The organism is Nitrosopumilus sp. S6 (assembly GCF_054515815.1).
On sequence record NZ_JBTNRI010000004.1, the window covers coordinates 90,141 to 113,767 of the forward strand.

At 32.3% G+C, this 23,627-nt stretch carries 28 protein-coding genes; 20 read left to right on the forward strand and 8 right to left on the reverse strand.

Going from position 1 to position 23,627, the window contains the following annotated elements; translation table 11 throughout:
* Positions 1-46: 46 nt before the first annotated feature.
* From ACX12B_RS04430 to ACX12B_RS04445, 4 genes are all read left to right on the forward strand, one after another.
* A complete protein-coding gene (locus ACX12B_RS04430; RefSeq protein ID WP_459352845.1) occupies positions 47-1,189 on the forward strand; it encodes a 5-(carboxyamino)imidazole ribonucleotide synthase in 1,143 nt (380 codons plus the stop codon).
* A 34-nt stretch (positions 1,190-1,223) separates the two neighbouring features.
* On the forward strand, positions 1,224-1,613 hold the full coding sequence (locus ACX12B_RS04435) for a hypothetical protein (RefSeq protein WP_459352846.1): 390 nt from the start codon (positions 1,224-1,226) through the stop codon (positions 1,611-1,613).
* Between the two features lie 138 nt (positions 1,614-1,751).
* A complete protein-coding gene (locus ACX12B_RS04440; protein WP_459352847.1) occupies positions 1,752-2,018 on the forward strand; it encodes a hypothetical protein in 267 nt (88 codons plus the stop codon).
* 36 nt (positions 2,019-2,054) lie between these two features.
* The gene (locus tag ACX12B_RS04445; protein WP_459352848.1) at positions 2,055-2,723 is read left to right on the forward strand and encodes a nucleotidyltransferase family protein; all 669 of its coding nucleotides are present in this window, start codon (positions 2,055-2,057) and stop codon (positions 2,721-2,723) included.
* 9 nt (positions 2,724-2,732) lie between these two features.
* Here ACX12B_RS04445 and ACX12B_RS04450 read toward each other — a convergent pair whose 3' ends face one another.
* Positions 2,733-2,879 (reverse strand): hypothetical protein, encoded by a 147-nt coding sequence (locus tag ACX12B_RS04450; RefSeq protein ID WP_459352849.1) that lies wholly within the window; start codon positions 2,877-2,879, stop codon positions 2,733-2,735.
* A 102-nt stretch (positions 2,880-2,981) separates the two neighbouring features.
* On the opposite strand from ACX12B_RS04450, the gene ACX12B_RS04455 reads away from it, so the two are divergent.
* The 3 genes from ACX12B_RS04455 to ACX12B_RS04465 are packed head-to-tail and all read left to right on the forward strand — an operon-like array spanning position 2,982 to position 5,365.
* Positions 2,982-3,944, forward strand: coding sequence for an LLM class flavin-dependent oxidoreductase (locus ACX12B_RS04455; protein WP_459352850.1), 963 nt, complete (start codon positions 2,982-2,984; stop codon positions 3,942-3,944).
* 6 nt (positions 3,945-3,950) lie between these two features.
* Complete coding sequence (locus ACX12B_RS04460) at positions 3,951-5,060, forward strand: thiolase family protein (protein ID WP_459352851.1); 1,110 nt, start codon at positions 3,951-3,953, stop codon at positions 5,058-5,060.
* Positions 5,057-5,365 (forward strand): hypothetical protein, encoded by a 309-nt coding sequence (locus ACX12B_RS04465; RefSeq protein WP_459352852.1) that lies wholly within the window; start codon positions 5,057-5,059, stop codon positions 5,363-5,365. Before ACX12B_RS04460 ends, ACX12B_RS04465 begins: the two co-directional genes overlap by 4 nt.
* Here the strand turns inward: ACX12B_RS04465 and ACX12B_RS04470 are convergent.
* Both ACX12B_RS04470 and ACX12B_RS04475 read right to left on the reverse strand, forming a co-directional pair.
* Positions 5,358-6,185, reverse strand: coding sequence for a hypothetical protein (locus tag ACX12B_RS04470; protein WP_459352853.1), 828 nt, complete (start codon positions 6,183-6,185; stop codon positions 5,358-5,360). The two genes, ACX12B_RS04465 and ACX12B_RS04470, sit on opposite strands and share 8 nt — an antisense overlap.
* Positions 6,186-6,225: 40 nt before the next feature.
* The gene (locus ACX12B_RS04475) at positions 6,226-6,426 is read right to left on the reverse strand and encodes a hypothetical protein (protein WP_459352854.1); all 201 of its coding nucleotides are present in this window, start codon (positions 6,424-6,426) and stop codon (positions 6,226-6,228) included.
* 313 nt (positions 6,427-6,739) lie between these two features.
* Between ACX12B_RS04475 and ACX12B_RS04480 the strand changes: the two genes are divergently transcribed.
* The 3 genes from ACX12B_RS04480 to ACX12B_RS04490 are packed head-to-tail and all read left to right on the forward strand — an operon-like array spanning position 6,740 to position 8,322.
* Entirely contained in the window at positions 6,740-7,288 is a 549-nt protein-coding gene (locus tag ACX12B_RS04480; protein WP_459352855.1) for a resolvase, read from the forward strand.
* 58 nt (positions 7,289-7,346) lie between these two features.
* Complete coding sequence (locus ACX12B_RS04485) at positions 7,347-7,949, forward strand: hypothetical protein (RefSeq protein ID WP_459352856.1); 603 nt, start codon at positions 7,347-7,349, stop codon at positions 7,947-7,949.
* A 55-nt stretch (positions 7,950-8,004) separates the two neighbouring features.
* The gene (locus ACX12B_RS04490) at positions 8,005-8,322 is read left to right on the forward strand and encodes a hypothetical protein (protein WP_459352857.1); all 318 of its coding nucleotides are present in this window, start codon (positions 8,005-8,007) and stop codon (positions 8,320-8,322) included.
* 290 nt (positions 8,323-8,612) lie between these two features.
* Here the strand turns inward: ACX12B_RS04490 and ACX12B_RS04495 are convergent, their stop codons facing one another.
* On the reverse strand, positions 8,613-8,987 hold the full coding sequence (locus ACX12B_RS04495; RefSeq protein ID WP_459352858.1) for a hypothetical protein: 375 nt from the start codon (positions 8,985-8,987) through the stop codon (positions 8,613-8,615).
* A 103-nt stretch (positions 8,988-9,090) separates the two neighbouring features.
* Here ACX12B_RS04495 and thrC point away from each other — a divergent pair, with 103 nt between their 5' ends.
* Entirely contained in the window at positions 9,091-10,428 is a 1,338-nt protein-coding gene (thrC, locus tag ACX12B_RS04500; protein WP_459352859.1) for a threonine synthase, read from the forward strand.
* 144 nt (positions 10,429-10,572) lie between these two features.
* Complete coding sequence (locus tag ACX12B_RS04505) at positions 10,573-11,832, forward strand: hemolysin family protein (RefSeq protein WP_459352860.1); 1,260 nt, start codon at positions 10,573-10,575, stop codon at positions 11,830-11,832.
* Here the strand turns inward: ACX12B_RS04505 and ACX12B_RS04510 are convergent.
* Positions 11,829-12,878 carry a type II glyceraldehyde-3-phosphate dehydrogenase gene (locus ACX12B_RS04510; RefSeq protein ID WP_459352861.1) on the reverse strand — a complete coding sequence of 350 codons (1,050 nt, stop codon included), beginning with the start codon at positions 12,876-12,878 and terminating at the stop codon, positions 11,829-11,831. The two genes, ACX12B_RS04505 and ACX12B_RS04510, sit on opposite strands and share 4 nt — an antisense overlap.
* A gap of 128 nt (positions 12,879-13,006) precedes the next feature.
* Here ACX12B_RS04510 and ACX12B_RS04515 point away from each other — a divergent pair, with 128 nt between their 5' ends.
* Together ACX12B_RS04515 and ACX12B_RS04520 are read left to right on the forward strand one after the other, a co-directional pair.
* On the forward strand, positions 13,007-14,836 hold the full coding sequence (locus ACX12B_RS04515; protein WP_459352862.1) for a glycosyltransferase family 2 protein: 1,830 nt from the start codon (positions 13,007-13,009) through the stop codon (positions 14,834-14,836).
* Between the two features lies 1 nt (position 14,837).
* A complete protein-coding gene (locus tag ACX12B_RS04520; protein ID WP_459352863.1) occupies positions 14,838-16,757 on the forward strand; it encodes a polysaccharide deacetylase family protein in 1,920 nt (639 codons plus the stop codon).
* Here the strand turns inward: ACX12B_RS04520 and ACX12B_RS04525 are convergent.
* Positions 16,747-17,703 (reverse strand): TackOD1 domain-containing metal-binding protein, encoded by a 957-nt coding sequence (locus ACX12B_RS04525; protein ID WP_459352864.1) that lies wholly within the window; start codon positions 17,701-17,703, stop codon positions 16,747-16,749. The genes ACX12B_RS04520 and ACX12B_RS04525 overlap by 11 nt on opposite strands.
* A gap of 112 nt (positions 17,704-17,815) precedes the next feature.
* On the opposite strand from ACX12B_RS04525, the gene ACX12B_RS04530 reads away from it, so the two are divergent.
* From ACX12B_RS04530 to ACX12B_RS04540, 3 genes are all read left to right on the forward strand, one after another.
* On the forward strand, positions 17,816-18,484 hold the full coding sequence (locus tag ACX12B_RS04530; RefSeq protein WP_459352865.1) for a hypothetical protein: 669 nt from the start codon (positions 17,816-17,818) through the stop codon (positions 18,482-18,484).
* A gap of 38 nt (positions 18,485-18,522) precedes the next feature.
* Positions 18,523-19,233, forward strand: a complete 711-nt coding sequence (locus ACX12B_RS04535; RefSeq protein WP_459352866.1) for a DsbA family protein — start codon at positions 18,523-18,525, stop codon at positions 19,231-19,233.
* A gap of 104 nt (positions 19,234-19,337) precedes the next feature.
* Positions 19,338-20,732, forward strand: coding sequence for a hydroxymethylglutaryl-CoA synthase family protein (locus ACX12B_RS04540; RefSeq protein WP_459352867.1), 1,395 nt, complete (start codon positions 19,338-19,340; stop codon positions 20,730-20,732).
* 2 nt (positions 20,733-20,734) lie between these two features.
* Here the strand turns inward: ACX12B_RS04540 and ACX12B_RS04545 are convergent, their stop codons facing one another.
* The gene (locus tag ACX12B_RS04545) at positions 20,735-21,037 is read right to left on the reverse strand and encodes a hypothetical protein (RefSeq protein WP_459352868.1); all 303 of its coding nucleotides are present in this window, start codon (positions 21,035-21,037) and stop codon (positions 20,735-20,737) included.
* Between the two features lie 85 nt (positions 21,038-21,122).
* Here ACX12B_RS04545 and ACX12B_RS04550 point away from each other — a divergent pair, with 85 nt between their 5' ends.
* The 3 genes from ACX12B_RS04550 (at position 21,123) to ACX12B_RS04560 (ending at position 22,665) form a co-directional block, all read left to right on the forward strand.
* Entirely contained in the window at positions 21,123-21,671 is a 549-nt protein-coding gene (locus tag ACX12B_RS04550) for a hypothetical protein (protein WP_459352869.1), read from the forward strand.
* A gap of 163 nt (positions 21,672-21,834) precedes the next feature.
* Positions 21,835-22,122: a hypothetical protein gene (locus ACX12B_RS04555; protein ID WP_459352870.1), complete on the forward strand. Its 288-nt coding sequence runs from the start codon at positions 21,835-21,837 to the stop codon at positions 22,120-22,122.
* A gap of 180 nt (positions 22,123-22,302) precedes the next feature.
* Positions 22,303-22,665 carry a response regulator gene (locus ACX12B_RS04560; RefSeq protein ID WP_459352871.1) on the forward strand — a complete coding sequence of 121 codons (363 nt, stop codon included), beginning with the start codon at positions 22,303-22,305 and terminating at the stop codon, positions 22,663-22,665.
* Between the two features lie 15 nt (positions 22,666-22,680).
* On the opposite strand, the gene ACX12B_RS04565 is transcribed toward ACX12B_RS04560, so the two are convergent.
* On the reverse strand, positions 22,681-23,544 hold the full coding sequence (locus ACX12B_RS04565; protein WP_459352872.1) for a prohibitin family protein: 864 nt from the start codon (positions 23,542-23,544) through the stop codon (positions 22,681-22,683).
* Positions 23,545-23,627: the final 83 nt, after the last annotated feature.

Genomic DNA, 23,627 nt, shown 5'->3' on the forward strand with positions numbered 1-23,627 from the left:
CAAAAACAACATTAGCTATTTTTATTCGAAAAATATGGGGTAGGTAATGGCAAAAGTTCTAGGAATTATTGGTGGAGGACAACTTGGAATGATGATAGCAGAGGCTGCCAAAAAGATGCCTGAAGAGGTTTCAAAAATCATTGTGTTGGATCCTACTGAAAATTGTCCTGCATCTCAAGTTGGAGCAGAACAGATTGTTGCAGATTTTAAAGATAAGAATGCCATAGTCGAATTATCTGAAAAATCAGATATTATTACTTATGAAATAGAATCCGGAGATAGTGAAGTACTAAAATCTGTTGAAAAGAATGCAGAAATTAACCCATCCCCCGAAACATTACATACAATTCAAGATAAATTTTTACAAAAAACATTTCTAAAAGAAAATAACATTCCTGTTCCTGAATTTATAGAAATTTCAAATATTAATGATGTTAAAGAGGGTTTAAAAAAATTTGGATATCCTGCATTACTAAAAGCAAGACGAGATGCATATGATGGACGAGGTAATTTCAAAGTGGATTCCGAAGACATGATCCAAACAGCATATGATTACTTTAAAGGTCAAAAATTAATGTTAGAAAAATTTGTTCCATTCAAAATGGAAGTTTCTGTAATTGCAGCTAGAAACACCAAAGGTGAAATCAAAACATTCCCCCTTGTTGAAAACATTCACGAAGAAAATATTTTACGTCAGACAATTGCCCCCGCTAGAGTTTCTGAAGAAATAACAAAAAATGCAGAAAAGATTGCCAGCCAAACTATGGATGTTCTTAAAGGTGCAGGTGTTTTTGGAATTGAAATGTTCGTGACACAAGATGATCAAATTGTAATTAATGAAATTGCTCCAAGAGTACATAATTCTGGACACCATACTTTACAATCAAGCGAGATATCTCAATTTGAACAACATTTGCGTGCAATCTTGGGGTTAGACCTTGGAAGTACCAAACTTTTACGTCCGACTATCATGTACAACATACTTGGAACGAAAACCTTTGAAGGAGAATACAAATCACTTGAGATTCCTGATGAAAATCTATTTCTTAAAATGTATGGAAAGAAAATCTCAAAACCTATGAGAAAATTAGGTCATTTTAATCTCATTGCAACTAACAATGAGTCAATTGAGGATCTATTAAGAAAATTAGAATCAATAAAACCCAGGGCTGTAGTTCAACCTCTCTAACTAAGTTTATTAATTGTGAAGAAAAAAAATTAGTATGGCACTAACTGCAGCATTAATTATTACAGGAATTGCAATAGCATTACTTCTAATCTATGCTGCTGATGTGGCAGTTGCAATGTCTTCAGATAGCGATTATGGATTTTTACCACTTGATCACATGCAAAGAGGTATGGGTTTGGGAGCACCTGCATTAATTTTACCAATTATCGCATTTTTCATCTCACTGAAAGAACCATCTAAAGGATTAGGGGTCATGATAATCATCACAGGTCTTTTGATCATCCTTGGAGGAATTGTAGTTATGGTAAATCCTGTACCTGCATCTGAAACTTCGAATAGAGATCCTATAGCTTCAATGGCCATGATGTTAATTCCAGCTGTAATCCAACTAGCTTTAGGTGGAATCAAAATAGCAAAATCATAATCTGAATAATCATGCCAATTTGTGCAAAATGCAGTAATGATGTAAAAAAAGTATATGATTGCGATCATACTGATTTTGAAGAATATTGTGTTGAATGTTATACTGAACTACATTATTACATGACAGAGAGTGAAAATAATGCTGACTGACCGTGAAATAGCCATTTATGCTCTAGGAAAAACTGAGGGAGTTCACTCAATAGCTGAAACTTTGGGAAAAGGTCTTGATGATGAAAAATATATTGAATCTTGGAATAAAACTATGAAATTATTAGGAATTGAGTTACCTCTCAAAGAATTAGAAAAAATTTACAAGGAATTTGCTGAAAAGATGGAGCAAATAGTAGATGAATCAGAATCAAAAAATAAAGATAATGCAGGTAAGGAAACTCTAAAAACAAAATAGAAAATTTTGATATACTCTAAAAATTAGACGAATACATTGAAAGCAATAATTTTAGCTGGGGGACGTGGAAAAAGACTAAAACCAATAACAGATTATGTTCCAAAACCTATGGTTCCAATAAAGAACATCCCAATAATAGAATGGCAAATAAGATATCTAAAAAAATTTGGAATCGATGAAGTCATCATTTGTACGGGTTACAAAACAGAAATGATTGAAAATCATTTGAATATGAAAGACATTGGAATTAAGATAAAATTTTCAATTGAAAAATCCCCATTAGGTACTGGAGGAGCTATCAAAAAAGCAGGAAAGATGATTAAAGAAAAATCATTTTTTGTATTAAATGGAGATACAATCACAAACATTGATTTGAAAAAACTGCAAAAAAAGAAAAATGCAATTGCATCTATTGAATTAAGAACAAAATATGGTATTTTAGAAACTAATGTTGATAAAATTCTAAATTTTAGAGAGAAAAAAGAAATATCTGATACTTGGATGAATGCAGGAATTTATCATCTGGAAAAAACAATTCTAAAAGAACTTCCAGATAAAGGAGATATTGAAAAAACAGTTTTTCCAAAATATGCAAAAAAAGGTATTTTGAACATGGTTAAATTCAAAAATACAAAATGGCATTCTGTAGATTCATTCAAAGATATGGAAGAATGCGCTTTAGAAATAGAGAAAATAATAAAATAAATTTTTGGTTTATGCACCAGTTCTGTGCAGGGTTACCATCATGTATGCAACTTCTTCTACAAAGGGTTCATCTTTGCTAGCAGATGCATATTTTGTTGCATCATCCCAAAAATCTGATTTTTGGGAGGGGTTTTGTGCAAATATTTGTTCACTCAACGTTTGATAGTTTGCAGATTTTCTGATAATACGACGCCTCAATGAAAATTAACCCAATGCTAAAACAGATACACTAGAATATCCAATTGGCGTAGATAATTCATGCGTATTGCGTGCAGTTTAGGCTCAATGCTTTCAGTAAATGAGGTGCTAAATTGTGCTGAAAAGATAGCAAAAACTCAAACCGATACTATCTGGGTGCCTGAAACATGGGGAATGGAGAATTTTTCGATGTTAAGTGCAGTATCCAGTAGAACGTCTACTCAGAAAATAGGCTCATCCATAATTAACATCTACTCTCGCAGTCCTGCAGCAATTGCAATGGGGGCAGTTACTGTAGATACCATATCTAATGGAAGAATAATTTTAGGTCTTGGAACTAGTAGCTTGCCAATTGTAGAGACTTTTCATGGATACAAATTTGAAAAACCGTTACAAAGAATGAAAGAATATGTCGAAATAATTAAAATGATTACTTCTGGAAAGCCTATTAATTATTCAGGAAGTATTTTCAATTTGAAAAATTTTACATTATTGATCAAACCACAAAGAGAATCAATTCCAATATACATTGCAGCAGTAAATCAAAAAATGGTGGATTTAACATGGGAAATTGGGGACGGAGTGATTTTTTATCTTAGGCCAAAAAATGAGATGAAAGAAACAATACAAAAAATGCAATCGAAAAGAAAAATTGATGTTACATGTCAAATAATTACATGTATTTCAGAAAATTCGGAAGAAGCAATAGAACGTGTAAAAAAAACATTAGCATTTTACATTTCTGTAGGTAAAATTTATAGAGAATTTTTAGCAAAAAATGGATTTAAAAATGATGCCTCAAACATATTTGAAGAATTCAAAAAATCAGGATTTTCATCAAATCACGAATTAGTTTCAGATTCAATGTTAAAAGAACTAACTATTTCTGGAACTCCTGATGAATGTAAAAAACAACTTGATAACTTTAAACAAACAGGAATTAATTTGCCAATATTACAATTTAATCCTGTAGGCAATACCATGAAATCTTTTGAACTACTACAAAAAACATTTTTGGATTAGATAGAAATGAACAAAGTAGGAATTGCAGCATACGGCATCACACCATTTACTAAAGATAACAAAAAAATAGAATCAATACTTTTAGAATCTGCCATAAATCTTCTTGAGAACAATCCCAACATCCAAAAAAGTGAAATTGATACAGTATTGGTGTCTACCAACAATAACTCAAAATATCTATCTCCTATTTTATCAGAAATCCTTGGAATTCAGCCAAAAACAGCCCATTCTATTGAAAATTTATGTAATTCAGGCACAAACTCTATAGTTTCGGCATACTCATACATTGCCTCAGGCCTTGCAGATATAGTGCTAGTAAGTGGGGCTGAAAGATATGATAGTCCTGGTCAGATTTTAGAATGGGATAATTCCAGAGGAGAATTCAAACATCCAATATTTTGGGCATCAATTTTCACAAGTTCCTATAAACGAAAATTTTCGGTAACAGATGAGCAATTAGCAATGGTTTCAGTAAAGAATCATGCACAATCTCAAAATAATCCAAATGCTCTCTCGAAAAAAACCTATTCAATACAAGATGTGATGAATTCTAAAAAAATTACTAAGGACATCAGATTACTTGATTGTTCAAGATCATGTACAGGTAGTGCATCAATAATTTTGGCATCAGAAAACATGATGAAAAAAATTACTGATCAACCAATATGGGTATCGGGAATAGGGCAAAAGACAATTTCTGCAGGATTTACAAAAAATGAATCATTTTATTCAATGGAATCAACAAAGACAGCAGCACATGCAGCATTACAAATGGCAAATAAAAAAATTCAAGACGTTGATGTGGCAGAAATACACGATGCATTTTCTGTTTGTGAACCGATGGCTTTAGAAGCACTTGGTTTTTCAAATCCAGGAGAGGGTCTAATGCTTGTCAAAGAACTCTACGAGTCAAAAAATCTAAAAATCAACCCTCGAGGAGGTTTGATAGGTTGTGGTCATCCCTTAGGGGCAACCGGTATTGCACAAACAATAGAAATCACACAACAATTACAACATAATGCAAAAAATCGACAAGTAGAAAATGCAAAAGTAGGATTAGTACATAACATGTCTGCGGCAGCAACATCTTCAACTATTTTGGTGTTAGAAAAATGAGTTTTGAATCAGAACTTTCTAAAGGAAATTTTTTGATTCCCGAATGTACTATTTGTCAAAAAATTGTATGGCCCCCTGAAGAGTTTTGTACCCAATGCATGGGCAAAACATCCCTAAAAAGTGGGAATTTCCAAGGTAAAATTATTGAATTTTCTCAACAAAATGAAGATTATTTTTGTATTGTAGAGATAGAAAAATCATTTAGACTTATGGCAAAAATGTCTACAGAACCTCGAATTGGGCAAATAGTGAAAATTACAAAATGTGGAATTGATGAAAAGAATTACTATTTTGAAATTAATTGAATTTTGTATAGATGTAAGGAGTTTCAGTTGTTTGATCAAATGTCCAAACAGTAGGAAGAGAAACAGTATTCATCACTTGTAAATTATGATTTTGAATTAGTGAACTCCAACCACCATCACTCAAATTTCCAGATAAATGACGTTTTGAATGAGTTCCTGCAAATACTATACCCGTAGAATTTTTGAGTTGATCAAGTGAATTTATCTTTTCTATAATGCTTGTTGCCAACATGTCACCCCCCATTTGGGGCAACCCACCAATAAAAAACACAGGGTGTTTTAATTGAAATTTGGAGTAATCAAATTCTAATGCATCTTCACAATGAGGATCAAAATTATGATTTGTTTCATTACAAATTAGTTTCTGTAATTCTACTAGTCCATCATCAATTTCAATGCTATGTGTTGTAAATCCTAAAACTTTTCCACAAAAAGCAATTCGTCCATCCCCTGAACCAATATCTACCAATTCTTCATAGCCTAATTTTTTTGCAATTAATGTCATCAAATATGCTGAGATCATCCAAGTAGGATAAAATGGCTGACAGCTAGTACCATGTTTGATACTGTTTAACCAATAATCGTTAATGTCTCCTTCGTAAATGATGCAATCAGTTCCCAAAATGTTTTCTTCAAAGGAGTTATTGTAAATGGGATTTTTTTCTGCAAATTGATGAAGAGAATTCAGATGATTTTCATCTAATGGTAATTTCTCAGAATTTGAGACAGGTAATAATTCTTGAATATGAGCATTTCCTGAATAATTTTTAGTGAAATTTTGTTTTATTGAAACAAGGTTCTGAACTATCTCATCAAACATGAATTTTGTAAAAATAAGGGTTTGATAAACTCATTGTAGGTTAATGTGATTTATCAGATGAAAGATAGGCAATTTCTTGCTCTACTTTTTTTAATTGATCAATCGTAGTAGTTTGTAATTTTTTAATTTCTTTAAGTTCATTTTCTGAAGGATCCATTATTGATTGAAATTCTAATTGTTTTAGAGTATTGAGATAAAAATCACGTTGTTCAAGTAATTTTTCAATTATTATTTCAGACACAAATTAAGTGAAAATACATCATATTTAGACAAAGTGTTTGATAATTTAATTAAAATTATTGAATTCTAGTAAGACACATTATCATTTTGGCAATCTTCACATGGACAATGCCAATGACACTGAAGATTTTGACGTTCTTTCAAATCTTTTTTCTTTCGTGCCATAAGCCCTATTTTTTCTTAATACTATTATTATTTTACCAATCTTATGCAGTTTATTTTCAATCATAAATTTGAAACGAAAAACTCAATGAATTTTAACGGGTATTATGTAATTACCAGCCTTACTATATCTAAAAAGAGGAAAATAAAGTATGCATTCAAGAACATTAACCGTATCAAAACTATCTAAAAAAACTAAGACAAATAATCAAAAAGCTGCAAAAACACGAAGACAAAGAGGGTATCAATGGGAAGATACTTTGGTTAAACGGTTCAATACTGCTCCAAATTGGAAAGCATTTAGACTAGGTTCACCTAGTATTGCACTACCAGATGTATTGGCAGTAAATACTGAGAATAGTACAATTTTTACTATTGAGGCAAAATCTGGAACAAACACTTCACTTCCAGTTCCATTTGATCAGATTGAAAGATGTTTGGAATGGATAAAGACATTTGATATTTACAAAAAAAGACAGGTATTGTTAGCATTCAAATTTCTATCAAAAAAAAGGATAGGGGTAGGTAAATATGAAAGTCGAGAATTAAGGGAGTTTTACAAAATTTGGGATGAAAAGTTAGACATTACTGATTGTGTATGCACATATGAAGGAAAAATTTATGCAAAGATAGATGGTTCACGTAAAGAGATCAATCTCAAAGAATGTAACATGCCATTTAAAACAAAACAGCGCACATAGTGCCTAATTTTAAAAAACCTGCAAATCGTTTTTAAAGAATAAACAAGAATCAAAGACATTGACTGATGTAAACAAGGATGAAGAAGCCCAATCACAATGGGATTTAGAATCTAAACGAATTCAAGAAATCAAGAATCCTACAGAATCAAAAGAAAAGGTTTCAGAACCAGTTGTAGAAACTATTCAAGAATCAGAAGTGCCCGAAATTAGCATTAAAACAAATTATGATGAAAAACCATCAACAGAGATTAATTCAGCAGCACTTTTAGAAACTGCTTCTGATGCAGAAGTAAATTCTAGAATCAGTTTTGAAGAATTTACTGATGAAAAAACTCTGATCAGTCATGATGCGTTTGGAAACAAACAAATGAAAATCAAAGTATTAGAAGTATCTGATGAAACCCCTCCAATGAAATGGAAGTTTGGAGATAGAGTTAAAGTAACTAAAATTTTGATAACCATAAAACATCTCACAACACAGGAAGTAGAAGAAGGCGAATTTGATGTTGAAGCAATAGAAAGAGAATTACAAGAAAAAAGACACTACACTTCCACCAATAGATGGATCCCTGCAGAAGATATCAAAAATGGATATGTTGTAGGTTCCAAACATACACGACTAATTAGTGATGCCTCTGCATTAGACTACATAGTATTCTAATTATTCATTATTTTTCTCTGAAAAACATTATAAAGATAAGAATTCGAAAAACGGTATGAGTTCAAAAGAATTCGATGTTAATGGTACTGATTACAAAATTGTAATAACAGATCAAGTAGTAGGGCACGTAAACAACCTCAAAAACCTCTATAATTCAACATATGAAGATCCTGAAAGTTTTGAAGATGTCAGTGCAGAAATTTCAAACACCATAAACGAGATTGCTGCCACAGTAGAGCCAGAAGTAGAAGATAGTGATCTTGATGGATTAATTCAAGAAGTTATCAAAGCAGTAGATAGAAAAGCTGAAGAAATTGAGAAGGAATTAGAAGGAAAAGAAAAACCTAAGAAAAAATCAAAATCTAAAAAATAATCTCATTTGACCTTAAACTCATAAAAATTTGGGGGATAAATTATATTCTAAATAAAACAATATACAGCATGTCTGGAAGTTGTGAATGTGGAATTTGTGGCCACCATGCAGAATCAGAATGTCTTGAAAAAGAATGCAAATGTTGCTTAAATTTTCATGAAAGATCAGGACCTAAGCGAAAATAATTTTAAATTAATTTTCTTTAAAACAACTACAGTTCTTAGACAGGTGTCTGTTACAGCCAAATAATTTATGATCTTTGCATCCACACAATACACATTTCTTTTCACTCAAATCTTGTCCATCAACTCCTTTACATCTTCCACCATTTTATTATCCTCAAGTGATTCTAAAATCTTTAATCTCATGTTTTTGACTCTATGAATATCATCTTTGTAAAGAGGCGCCATTGTCTCAATTTCTTGTTCAAAAGAGTAATTTTCCAAATAATTTTTGAATTTTGATTTTAGAGGTTTAAAGTCAGAGTGAGGTATTTTACTATCTTCAATCTTGTTTGAAATGACTTTCAAAAACCCATTGATTTTAAGTAATTCTTTTTTAATAATGTCTAGATCTCCAGGTTTATCATTAATTTCTTTAAGATGTTCATAGGATTCAAGAATTTGTAGCAGTATACTTTTCAGATATTCGTTGTATGTAACCACAACAAATTTCTAAAAACATCTAATCTAAAGTTTAGGAAAAATAGCTTGAGCGGTGTAAAAATTACACATTTGCTTTAAATTATCATAATTTTTTGTAATGACTATGCAAGGAGACGCATATCTCAAATGTATTGATCCACAATGTGGTCTAGAATATGCAGTTGAGAGTACAAATGTACAATGTGAAAAAGGACATCTACTTGATGTAAAATACAAAAACAAACCCTCTGAAAATCTAAAAGAGATATTTTACAAGAGAAGAAACCCTCAAGGAAGTATTTTCAATGAAAGTGGTGTTTGGAGATTTAGAGAATTACTAAACTTTTGTCAAATTGATACTGAAGATATTGAAGAATGTTCAAAATATTTGGTTTCCCTTGATGGTGCAGAAGGAAGATTATCAAAACCCTACCAAATGTCAAAAGCTGCAGAATTTGTAGGTATTTCAAATGAAAATTTATGGTTACAACCTGAAGGATACAATCCAAGTGGTTCTTTCAAAGATAACGGTATGGCTACTGCCGTTACTCATGCAAAGATGGTAGGTGCAAAAAAGATTGTTTGTGCATCAACTGGAAATACTTCAGCATCTGCAGGCATGTTTGCAGCTAATGAGGGAATAAATTGTGATGTATACATTCCTGCAGGACAAATTGCTCCAGGGAAATTAAGTCAAGCATATCAGTTTGGAGCTCAAATTTTAGAGATTGATGGAAATTTTGATGATGCATTAAAACAATCATTAGATGATGCGCTGAATCATGAGGGTTACACAGTAAATTCTATTAATCCATTTAGAATAGAAGGACAAAAAACAATTCCATATAGAGCACTAGAGTATTTGAATTGGGATGTTCCTGATTGGATTGTTTATCCAGGAGGAGCTTTAGGTAACACTTCTAGTTGCGGAAAAGCATTAATGGAATTGTATGAGTGGGGTTGGATTAAAAAAATTCCAAGAATTGCAGTAATCAATTCAGAAGGTGCAAGTACATTATCTGATTTGTATAATGGAAAATTTGAAGGTGAAGAATTACGCTGGAATAAAGGAAGACCAAATACAGAATTAATCGACAAATATTATGATCATTTAGACAAAGAAGGAATTAGACCAAAAACTAAAGCTACTGCAATTCAAATTGGAAGACCTGCAAATATTTTGAAAGGTTTACGTGCACTTGAATTTACAAATGGAGTTGTAACAACTGTTTCAGATTCAGAAATGCTTGATGGAATGTCAGTAGTTGGTCTTAATGGATTTGATTGTGAAATGGCATCAGGGGCATCCGTAGTAGGAGTTAAAAAATTAATGAATGAAGGAATAATCAAGAAAGACGACACAGTTGTTGGAATTCTTACAGGTAGACAAAAAGATGCAATGCTCCCAGTAGATTATCATAATAATCCCCAAAACAAGTTTGCAAAACCTCCAAAAAATTAGCCTCATTTTCTAGACTCCTAAACTACGTAGAACACTAAGAGTTAAATCCAAGATCAACAGAACAAATCTAACCAAGAGATGGTGCATAATACATAAAATGAATAACAGGCATAGTTGTTCTAATTTGATTTTTGGAGGAAACACATGGTAGAGCTTTGGATGGAGTTAGGAGCTCTAGCTGCATTAATTGGGTTATCTGGATTCTTCAGTGGATTAGAAGTTGCTCTAGTTGGAACTAGTCAAGCAACTGTGGAACGTTTACTCAAAGAGAAAAAAAGAGGTTCCAAGGCACTTTACAAATTAAAATCAAATCCTGGATGGATGATGTCTTCAGTAAACTTGGGAAACAATCTAGTTAATGTTGGGTCTTCAGCTCTTGCCACAGTGGTGGCTATCAAAATTTTTGGAGATGAAGGACTAGGAATTGCAGTTGGAATAATGACATTTTTAATTATCATTTTTGGAGAGGTTACACCAAAGACATATTGTAATGCAAATGCATCAAAAGTGGCATTACGTACTAGTGGAATATTGATTTTCTTTAGTTATGCAACATATCCAGTTGTGTGGGCATTAGAAAGGATAACACGAGTAATGATCAAATTAACTGGAAGTGACTATCACCCCCCAGCATTAACAGAAAAAGAAATCAAAGGAATTATTGATCAAGGGTATAGAGATGAAGCAATAGAGCAAACAGAAAGAGACCTAGTTCACAGTGCTCTGAACTTTGATGATACTGTAATTCGAACTGTTATGACTCCAAGAACCAAAATGTTTGTACTACCAGCAAAAATGTTAATTTTTGATGCACTACCATTAATTAATAAAAGCACACATTCTAGATTTCCAATTTATGGAAATACAAATGACGACATTGTGGGATTCATACATGTTAGAGATGTTTTAAGAGAATTAGAATCAGATAACAAAATGGTTACACTAAAGGAAATAGCAAGAGAACCTGTATTTGCATCACAAGAAAAAATGGTTAGTGCATTACTAAAAGAAATGAAAGGAAGAAAAACACACATGGCAATAGTTATTGATGAGCACGGAGGAGTTGAAGGATTAGTGACATTAGAAGATCTGATTGAAGAAATAGTTGGAGATATCGAAGATGAAACAGATGCAGAAATAAAGAAACACATGCGAATAGTAGACAAAGATACATTGATTGTTAGTGGTGAAACTCAAATTGATCAAATTAATGAATATTTTAAATCAGATATTCCTGAAGGGGATGATTATTCAACACTAAATGGATTATTACACCATAAACTACAAGATATCCCTCATGAAGGAGATAAAGTAGAGATGAATAATTTGAAAATTGTGGTAGATAAAGTAGTAAAAAACATCCCTACAGAAGTTAGAATAGAGAGAATACGTGAAAAAGATTAGATTTTTTTAAAGTGGTCTTGTAATTTTTGTTTCTTTTCAGCCATATGAAATATTGATTCAGTATGTGCAAATGCCTCAGAATATGACTTTTCAAATAACATTGCTTGCATTAACATATGATTTTCAGGAATGACAATTCCTGTTTGATCATCAGAATACATCATTTGTACTGTATCTCCAATTGAGGTAGTCATGTTAGCGTGAATGTGAATCATATTAGTATCTGTGAAATTAAATCCCATATTTTGAGCATAATCTCTGATATCTTTTGTTCCCTTTGCAGTCCAAAGTGTCACAACACCAAATTCATTTGTAAATAATTCATGAATTTCTGAAGGTTTTGGAGCAGTTCCTTTGAATCTAATGTCCATAATGTGTAAATGCATTTGTCTTGTAGGAACTTTGATTGCTCGAACATATAGTGGTGCATCTTTTCCAAAGTATAATTTCACATCATCTCCATGATGAGGTTTTTCAGTCATTTCGATAGTATCTGAAACTTTTTTGTCGGTTTGTTCAATGTCTGCCCATCTTCGGACAAGTGTAACATCAAATCTAACAAGATCATCTCCAAATTTGTCTCTTAATGGTTCAAGGATTCTCCCCATTCCAGTAACATTGCAGCTGCCTTGCATAACATGATGTTTACCTATTGCAAGATCATAGTTTGCTCTAGAATTAAACAATAAATCTGAAACTGCACTATCCCCCATTGTGGATTCACCACCCTGATAAATTGCAGGAAGATTACGTGGTTCATACAAGTTTTTTTTGTTTTGATAACCATGTCCGCCAGGTGCAGCATCAATTACAAGATCACAATCATCTAATGCAGATTCTATAGAGCCTGAAATTTTGAAATCTTTGAAATCATCTAGTTTTTTTTCAGGAACATAAACATTCAATCCTCTAGAAATTGCATTATTAACGTCATTATCTGGAGAGTATTTTCCAACTCCTACAACTGAAATTTCAGGATCATCTTTGAGAAAGGCAGTAATTCTACTACCAATGGAGCCATATCCATTGACAAAGACCTTTTTCATGAAATTTCTAATCGAGTCCCATTTATTTAGATTGATTCAAAAACTAATGCTCAAAAAGTAGACACTAGTAGGAATTTTAATGATAAATCCACATATAATAACAAAATTACCATTAGCAATAACAAGAATTGGATAAAAATTCCGTAATTTCAAAATTAACTAAAGTCATAGAAGAATCAACTGGGGATTGGGGTAGAAACCAGTACTTACTCAAAGTAATTAAAAACAATAGAGAAATCACAAATTCAGATAAAGCATATTTAGAAAAAATTCTAGAAATTGATAATCTAACAATTTCAGAAGAACCAATAATTCAAACAAAATCCCTAAAAAAAGACAAATCTGTATTTTTGAATCCTGATTTAGTAAAATGCAAAACATGTCAAAAATCAATCAATCTAGATGAAAAATCAATTAGACACCAAAATAATTGGTATCATAAAATTTGTCATCAACAGACTTTTAGAACATCACACCAACAGAAAGAAAAAGAATCAGTACAAGAGCGAATTAAAATCAAAAAAGACCCAATACAATTTCTATTAACTGGTGCAATTTTTGCAGTATTGTGTGGTTCAGTCTATTTCATTTTAGGGCCAATCAGTATGATTGCAATGGGACTTGGAGGAGCCTTAACAATTTATCATGTAATAGGTGCAACTGGAAAGTTATACTCACGTAATAAACATGGAACAAGAGGACCATCTGCATTCTTAGTATTTTTACTTGCATCCCCATTTCTGATAGCTGGACTGATTGCATATGAGGGATATACATTGTTAGAATCACCTGTAAGAATTATTTTGTTATGGGCCATGACCATATCATTTTGGTCTACAATGTTATTTGTTCCAATGGCAGTACTTAGTAAGTATAGAGAAGACATACAACCAGACGTAAAATCATATCCAAAAATATCCATAATCATTCCTGCATATAATGAAGAAAAAGTGATTTCAAATACCATAGAAGGGTTGTTAGAAACAAATTATCCTAAAAAAGAAATTATTTTTGTTGACGATGGAAGCAAAGACAATACATTACGAATCGCAACAAATTACAAAGATCAAATCAAAGTTTTACATAAAGAAAATGGAGGAAAAGCAACTGCAATCAATTATGGAATTCAATATTCTACTGGAGAAATCATAGTAATTGTGGATGCCGATACTATTATTGGAAGACAGTCATTAAAAGAAATTGTAAAAGGATTTGAAGTAAACGAACATGTTGCAGCTGTTGCAGGAAACATTAAAGTTAGAAATCAAAAAAATTGGATTACAAAATGTCAGGCTTTAGAATACATTACTGGAATTCAAATTGTAAGAAGAGCATTTGATGTATTTGGTTCAATTACCATAGTACCTGGAGCATTAGGTGCATTCAAAAAATCATTTCTAACAGAGGCAGGAGCATATGGAAAAGAAACCATTGTCGAAGACTTTGATCAAACAATTAAACTTCTCAAGGCAGGATTAATCACTCAAGGTAGTGCAAAGGCTACAGCATATACTGAAGCCCCAAATACATTACGTGATTTTATTGCTCAAAGAAAGAGATGGTATCGTGGAAATATTCAGGTGTTAAAAAGACATTCAGATGCACTAACTAATCCTAGATTTGGGTATTTGCAGAAGTTATCATTACCATATCTTTTCTTAGGGATGGTCATTACACCAATTATTGGATTTACGGCGACTGCAAACGCAATTTTAGGTATAATCCTGGGTGATTGGTGGTATGTATTACAGGTATCCTTAATCTTTACCGTAGTACATTACTTGATGACTGCGTTGGCTCTAAGAATTGACGGTGAAGACCAAAAGTTATTAGCATATGCAGGATTCTTGGTATTTGGATTCAAGCAAATTGTGGATGCATTATTATTAAAAGCAATGATAGAACAAATAACAAAGAAAAAAGCTACATGGACTAGTGCAAAGAGAGTTGGAGTATAAAATGAATTTAAAATATTTACCATTACTTGGGATAATCCCTTTGTTAGTATTTGGGTTTGATGTTGCAAATGCTGAAGAATCTCAAACAATCAAAGTTGAAGTGAAATATACAAATGGAGACAGAGCAGATTTTTACGGAATGAGTCTAGTTGTTTATCAAGACTCTAGTAAAGAAATATTTTTAGAAAAACAATTAGAGAGTAATCCAGATACAATTACAGTTCCAAAAAATCACAAGTACAAAATTGAAATTTATGCAAACGGAATGTATGCAGGGGTAGGATATGTACAATTAGATAATTCATCTAAAGAAATCACAATCAATATTCCATTATCGGGGGGACTAAAAGTTAATGTGTATTATAAAGGCGGAGAAACTCCAATTGAAGGTGCAAAAGTAGTAATAAAATCAAATGATAATACAGAACAGAGACAAGGAATTACAAACAAACAAGGAGAAACATTACGTTTTTGGATCCAATCAACAACAATTCCTGAAGATTATTACATTGCCGATGTATATATTGGAGAGTTATTATTAACATCTCAAAAACCAGTTAAGCTTCAACCAGGTTTAACCAGAGATGAGAAAATTGTTACAAACATTCCAGAAATTGTGGAAGATTTGATAACAATTATTCCATTCAAAAATGCAACAACAAAGATTTCATCAACAGATCCTACTCATACAGTTACCATGACCAATCAATTTACGGGAGACATGTATTCAAATAAGGTTAATTTTAGAGGAGAGGGTCAATTTTCAAATCTAAAATCAGGCACATATTTAGTAGAAATCACACCTAATGATGAAGGAAACTGGCCAAAAACTACAGTTCAAATCATAGGAGACATTGACCATTTCAACATATTCAAGAACCAACCGATTCCAAAAAGTGACAAATCAGAAGAGATTCTAAATGAAATTGAATCTTGTAACTGTATTGCATTTCGATTTGATGATGTTCAAGATTATTGGTTAAATGATGTTCAAATTGAATATATGAAAACCTTTGCAGATAAGAATACTCCGTTAACAATTGGAATTATTGCAAATGCATTTGGAGAGGATGTAAAGTTGAAAGATTTTATTATAAATAATAAAAACAAAAAAGGTTTTGAAATTGCAAGTCATGGTATAGGGAATACTCCATTTACAGAATTTACATTAGAAGTTCAAGATGAAAAATTAAAAGAATCAGTACAAAAGATTCAACAAAGTGTAGGAGTTGAGCCCAAAGTCTTCATTCCTCCACAAAACAGATTCAATGAAGATACAAAACAAGTTTTAATTGAAAATGGATTTACTCATATCAGTTCTAGTTTGTTACATGGTGACCCTCCACCATTTCCGCTAAAAGGTGAAACCTTGTATAGATTTCCTGAAATGAGTACAACAGGAGAATATGATACTGGAAAAAATGTCTTTGTAGGAATCTCACATGAAAAAACATTGTCAGATGCACTTAATGGAATACACACCTACGGATTTGCAGTAATTACATCTCATCCACAAGAATTCTCCGTAGTTATTGATGGAACATACACAAATCAAGTAAATGCGGAACAAATTTTGGAATTAAAAACATTAATTGAAAAAATTAAAGAAAAGGGAATTAAAATTGTTCCAATTGGAATGATTAATCATGGAACCCAATTAGTACCCGATTGGATTAAGAACAATGCCGGTTGGTGGGCAGATGGCTCCATTGATGATGAGACATTTGTGCAAGGAATAGAGTATTTGGTTCAAAAGCAAATCATCACAGTTTCAGAAAAATCTCAGATAGGCTCAAGTGAGCAAACAGTTCCTGCATGGATTAAGAACAATGCCGGTTGGTGGGCAGATGGCTCCATTGATGATGAGACATTTGTGCAAGGAATAGAGTATTTAGTAAAAAATGGAATTATTACATATTAGAAACTTTGTAGTTTGTACTAGATTTCCATCTAGCATCTTCTAGTTCAAACTTGTTTTCACACTTTAAACAAATGTATTCGACTGAAATTTCTGGGAAAAACTCTTTACAATTATTACAAATGTAATGATTCTTCATGACACGATAATCCACACCTAATGCCTTTATCTCTTTTTTACAATTTGGACAATGATCATTTTCATATGTACTTTCTTCAGTAATATTTCCACAATCATAATGTTCAATTAGTTTTCCTAATTTGAAATTTGAACTTTTACAGTTTGGACAAAAGAATATCTGAGATGTCCTTACAGAATCACATTGATTACAAGCAATTTCTTTTTTGTCTTCAGTACGAATAATTTTTCCATCCTGTTCTAATTTCTGCAAATAAGTAGTAATAGAATCATCTTCAAAACCCAATATTCCAATAATTTTGTTTAGAGTGATTTGATTTGCAGATTTTAAAATAAAATCAATATGATCAGAGACTTTCTTTTCTGCATCATCTGCGGCTTTTTGTAGTAATTTCATTTGTTCAGATTCTTTTAAGAAAAATGATTGTTCTTTTTCGATAGTTTGGAAAATTTCTTGTAATTTTTCAAATCTGATTGGTTTTTCCAGGTATTGGTATACTCCCAATCTAATAAGCTCTTTAATTCCAGCATCATCTTTTTCAGTTGCAGTCTCTAAAATAACTCGAACATCAGGTTTTACTTCAAGCATTTGTGTCAAGATAGAACGTGCATCCATATCTGGAAGCATATAATCAAGCAATACAACAGGTTGTTTTCCCTGCGACACCAATCCTGTAAAAGTAGTGATTGCAGCAGTACCTGTATCACAGGTATGAATTTCTGTATATCCTAGTTTTTCTAGATAGTTCTTTAACAGCATTCCAATAGCAGGACTATCTTCAACTATCAAAACATCGTCTTTGTTAGCCAAATTTCCCCTCTCAGTTGTATGTATAGTAAATTCTTTATAAAATAAACATTCCAAAATTGACTATAACTTGAATTTTAACAACATACTGCTGTTTTTGGTATTAGGTATTGGGATGACTACTAGTTTTGCATACGGACAAGTTGACGCACTAAACGATATTGAATTTTTACAGACAGGAACAATAAACACTGTTGAAAATGAATTTACAATTAGTAATGATATAACAGTAAGAGAGTTCTTTAACGGAAATATTATTCGAGTGTCAGGACAAACCATTGAAGGATTCCCATATATCACATATTCTGAAATTTTTAATGAAAAAATTGAAACTCGAGGAATAATCTTTGTTGGAGGGGAGTTTGTAAAATTATCCTTTGAAGAAAACCCTACACAAGAAGAAACTACAAAAGAGAAAGAAGATGATTTACAGATTTTAGTTAAATATTCTCAAAGAGTTTATTCAAAACAAACTGCATCAATTGAAATTAAAACATACGATCCAGAACAAAATAAACTAAAAGATTTTAATCAAAACTATGGATTTATTCCAAATGTCAACATCAATCTAATTGTTTTAGATGAAAACAATAAAGAATTCTATTCAGTAACAGGAACCACCAATACCAAAGGATTTTTTGAGACAAAATTTTACATTCCTGAAAGATATCCTCAAGAAACTCTAACTGTAACCATTACTGCTGAAGATGAGAATTCAAAATCATCAAAAATTTTACAGATGTTTACTTTGGGAGCAATACCTGATAATGACAGTTCATCATAGCACAAAGACTAAATGAGCTAAAAAATTCTCAAAAACCATTGATACATGGTCCATCTTTAGCAATAGGTGCAGGAATTTCTGCAGCAGTTTTAGTGATTGTGTTTTTGAGTTTTGACGGAATTGGTAATGACTCAGAATTAATAATGCAGCCAACACCTACAGTTCAACCAGAAGGGCCTGCAAAAATAACCATGGAGACATTTTTGAGTAATGGTTCTCCAATATTGGGTGATTCTAATGCGCCAGTAACCCTAGTAGAGTTTGGAGATTACCAATGTCATTTTTGTAACGTCTTTTTCCATTCAACTGAAGGAGATATTTTGAAGAATTATGTAGAAACTGGAAAAGTACGAATGATATTCAAAGATTACAACATTATTGGTCCAGATTCCATTAATGCATCACATGGTGCACATTGTGCAAATGATCAAGAGATGTTTTGGGAGTATCACGATATTTTGTATAACAATTGGACTGGAGAAAATAATGGATGGGCATCATCAGAGAATTTGTTAAGATTTGCACAAGAGGTTGGATTAGATATTGACAAATGGTCTGAATGCATGATAAATGGTAAGCACTCTCAAACAATAGTTGCAAGTAATGATGATGCAAGAGCACTTGAACTTACTGGAACTCCAGCATTTTTTGTAATAGGACCAGATGGTAAAGTTACAAGATTATTTGGAGCACAACCTTATGATACATTTGAACGAGTTTTTGATACAGAGTTAGAAAAACACAGTTAGCGATCAAAATAGGCATGCCAAGTCAAAAAAAGTGTCAATATTTCCTTCCTAGTTATCTAGAATTTACCCGCTAACCTTATTAGTGAATTATCGGAGGCAAGCTTATGGCAGCTGGAATTGATGATATTGCAATATACATCCCCAGATTATACATTGATGCTGCAGATTTTGCAAAAGCTAGAGGATTAGACCCAGTAAAATTACAAAAAGGCCTGGGAGTTTCTCAAATGGCAATAGTTGATGCTAATCAAGACCCCGCTATCTTAGCTGCTAATGCTTGTTTGAAAATTATGCAAAAAAACAAACTATCTCCTGAAGATATTGGCAGATTATATGTTTCAACAGAATCATCATTTGATGAATCAAAGGCAATGAACTCATACGTCATTGGAATGCTAGAACAAGTTTACGGTCAAGGTGCATTTGAGCACTGTGGTGGAGTTGAGACCAAATTTGCATGTGTTAGTGGCTCTTATGCCCTATATGATAATACAAATTGGATTAGAGCCGGAGAAGCTGAAGGAAAACATGCACTAGTAGTAGTATCAGACATTGCAAAATATGACATGGGTTCTAGTGGAGAAATGACTCAGGGTGCAGGTGCAGTTGTAATGCTTCTCAATGATGACCCTAGACTATTGGCATTTGATCCAAAAGTAACCTCAACTTCAATCAAAGATGAATATGACTTTTACAGACCATTTGGAAAGGAGACACCTATCGTTCATGGTCAATATTCTAATATGTTATACATGATTCAAGTAAGAAAAGCACTTGAAGCATACAAGAAAAAAGTAATCTCATCAGGACTAATCAACATAGAGCCAGGCGAGACAATATTAGACCACATGGATTACATCAACATGCACTTGCCATACAGTAACATGGGCAAGAAGGCATTAGCATATTTGGTAAGACATGAGTGGCGCCAACTCCCAAGATGGAAGAAAATATTACAAGAAATCGGATTGGAAGAACCAGTTCCAAAAGATCCTCGAGGAACCATTGAATCAGTATTGGGAGATGAGGAATTTATGGCAAAGGATCACGAGTTTACAAAATTATTTACAAAAACTCCTGAATACCAAGAAGTATATGAATCAAAACTTGCAAGTTCATTAATTGCATCTAGTATGATTGGTAATTTGTATACCGCATCATTATACTTAGGATTTAGAAGTAGCTTAGAATTTGAATATCAAAAAGGAATCAACCTAGAAGGAAAGAGAGTAGGATTTGGATCTTATGGTAGTGGAAGTAGTGCAATGGTGTTTAGTGGTGTAATTCAACCAGGATGTGAAGAGATTGTAAAGAACATGAATCTAGAGGCAGAGATTGGCGATAGAAGAAAACTAACCTGGGAAGAATATGAAGAACTACATGAGAATAAATTATCACCTGAAGATTCAATGCTTCACTCAAAGAAAGAATTTAGTTTGGTTCATGTGAAAACTGAAACTGAATCTAGAGGCGAAAGACGTTATGTCTATAATGAATAAAATTATCTAGCTTTACGTTTGTAGCCTTGTTCTATTTTGCAGTTTGATAACGAAGAGTTTTGAGCTTTACTTGTGGTATTTTTCTTTTTTGAGGTACTAGTCTTTTCTTCAATTTTGAAGGTTTTGGGAATATTGGAGATATTTTCTTTGTTTTTAGTATGAATAATGTTTGTTGGAGAAGTTTGTTTGTTGTTTTTCTTTTTTGGTTTATTTGGATCTACAGGATTTTTTTTTGTCCATATGATATTTTTGATATTAGTAGATGAAGAACGTTCAATATTGTAATCTCCTAATGATTTTCCCATGACAACCTTACAGACTAGAGAGTTTAAGCGTATGGAATGAAAAACATGAATTATTCATATAAGGTACATGAAGGATTAGATAAGAATGGATGAAGATGCAAATCCAATCAAAGATTATCTGTTTGATTATATCAAAAGATCACAAACAATACCAAAACTAATCTCTGAGAAAAAATTTGATTTGGTAATTAATGAAATCATCGAGAATTGTTATGACAAAATCATAACCATGGATGAAAAAAATGTATCAATAGGAGTGCTAGCCACAGGAATTTTGCATTATTTACTAACTAATGCACTATTGCCTAGTCAGAGAAAAATAGAGTATCAAGGAATGGAATTAGACATCATAATACCAGATGTGAAAACTTTAGAAAAAGATCCTAAAATGACGCTAGTCATTTGCATTCCAAAATCATCAAACAAACAAGTAATCGAGGAGAAAATTAGTCAACTTGAAAAAATTCAACCAAACAAAGAAAACATCTGGGTGGTTTTATCTGAAGATATACCACTAGATAACAAAACATTTGTGTTATCCAAAAAAAATGATTCATTTTTGAAGATCATCTTTGATATTGCACAGTTTAGCAATGTTGGAGGGGCAAACAAGTTCAAAATTTTACGAATATGATTAATTCATGTGATGTGTTATTATAACAAAACTAAGATGAGCAGATAAAGACAATTCTACCAATCAGAAAATACATTATTTTAGATAACCCTTTTTCAGCATTTGAAAAAGAAGATTTTCTAGAATAAAAAGAGAATAAATATCAAAAACACATACCAAATTCATGGCATCAATTATCATAATTCCAATAATCATAGTTGCAATAGTAGGATTAACAGGGTATCTGGTGTACAGATATGCAATGTATGATTTTATTTGTAAAAGATCAGTAAGTAAAACATTACAAAAGTACAATATTCAAAAAACACCATCTCAAATAATCAAAGAGTATTATGAGGAAAAAGGAGAAGTAAAATCCCATAAAGAAATTCAAAATTTAGAGAAATATTATAGACAAAAAGAACCAGATCAATTTCTGGCAATGTATGATATTATCAGAGAAAAACAGTAGCTAAATAGACAGCATATGCAGAACACACAAGTATTATCAACAGAGATGTAGAGTCCATAATTGGAATTATAGTTCTAAGCACTTTTGGTAGAGTAAAGACAGTAATTTTTACAGGTATGTTGCTTAGAATTTCATTTTGAGACAAAAGGTTATTAGAAAACTTTGTAATTGTTGAGACGAATGACAAAAAAAATTCTGATAGTAGACGACACAATTGATATTTTGGAAATATTAGCAGATGGTTTGGAATCTGAGGGATACGAAGTAGAAACTGCAAACAGTAGTACAAAAGGACTAGAAATGATCAAAACAGACGCATACGACATAGTTCTACTAGATGTTCAAATGCCAGAAATGACAGGATTAGAAATTATAAATTCTTTGAAAGATACATCCGTAATCAGAACTACAAAGATTGTTTTAATGACAGCATCAGAAATTCCTAGTGAAGATATGACAAATTTGATGAAAATAGGACTTGCAGCATGGGTAAGAAAACCAATTAATTTAGAAATTCTATTAGGACGATTAAAAACACTGTAACAAAAATACCTAAAATTATGGGGCCATTGGGATTTGAATAAACGGAGTTCCACCCTCACCAACTACTAGAGGTAATTTTCCATCCCAAGCTTGAGTCTTTAACCATTCCAAATAATTTGGATTCTCTGAAAGTGCTTTGTTGATAATTGCAATTGCTTCTGCTTCACCTTTTGCTTCGGCAATATTTGCATTGGCAAGACCAATTGCATTTGCTTCACGTTGACGTGCTTCAACTTCAATTCTTCTCAAATCGTTTTCTGCTCTGAGTGCATTTTGCTCTGCCTCTACTTTAGATTCAATTGCTTGAGCAAACAATGGGGAGAATTCAAAGTCGGTAATTGAAATTACATCGGTTACTACTTCGAATTGATTCAATCTTTCAGTAATTGCAACTTCAATGTCTTGTTTGACTAAAGGTCTTTTTGTAATTAATTCTTCAGCATTATATTTTGCCGTTACTTGTTTTACAGTTTCTTCAATTGCTGGTTGAATTACTCTATTTTCATAATCTAATCCTAAATTCTTGTATAGTCTATGTACTGCCTCCTTATCTGGATGATAGTTAACAGTTACAGTTGTTTCAACTGTCTGCAAATCTCTTGATGCACTACGAGCATCACTTGCATACTTTAGTGTACGAACTTCAATGTTGACTACTTCATCTTGAAAAGGAACTACAAAATGCAGACCTTCATCAAGTGGAGGGGATGTTAGATCAACTGCATTCCAATGCAATAGTACACCTCTGTGACCTGCATCCACAATTTTTACTGAAGCAGTTGCTACAACTCCAACGATAATTAAAATTACAATTGCCACGGCAACCCCCTTTGCAGCACTCATATTCACATTCATGTTAGGAGATTGATATTTTGACAATGATTACAGTAGGCATCTACTACTATTATACCATCTGTAAAATCATATTCTAGTCACAATTATTTGGTTAAAATGAACAAATT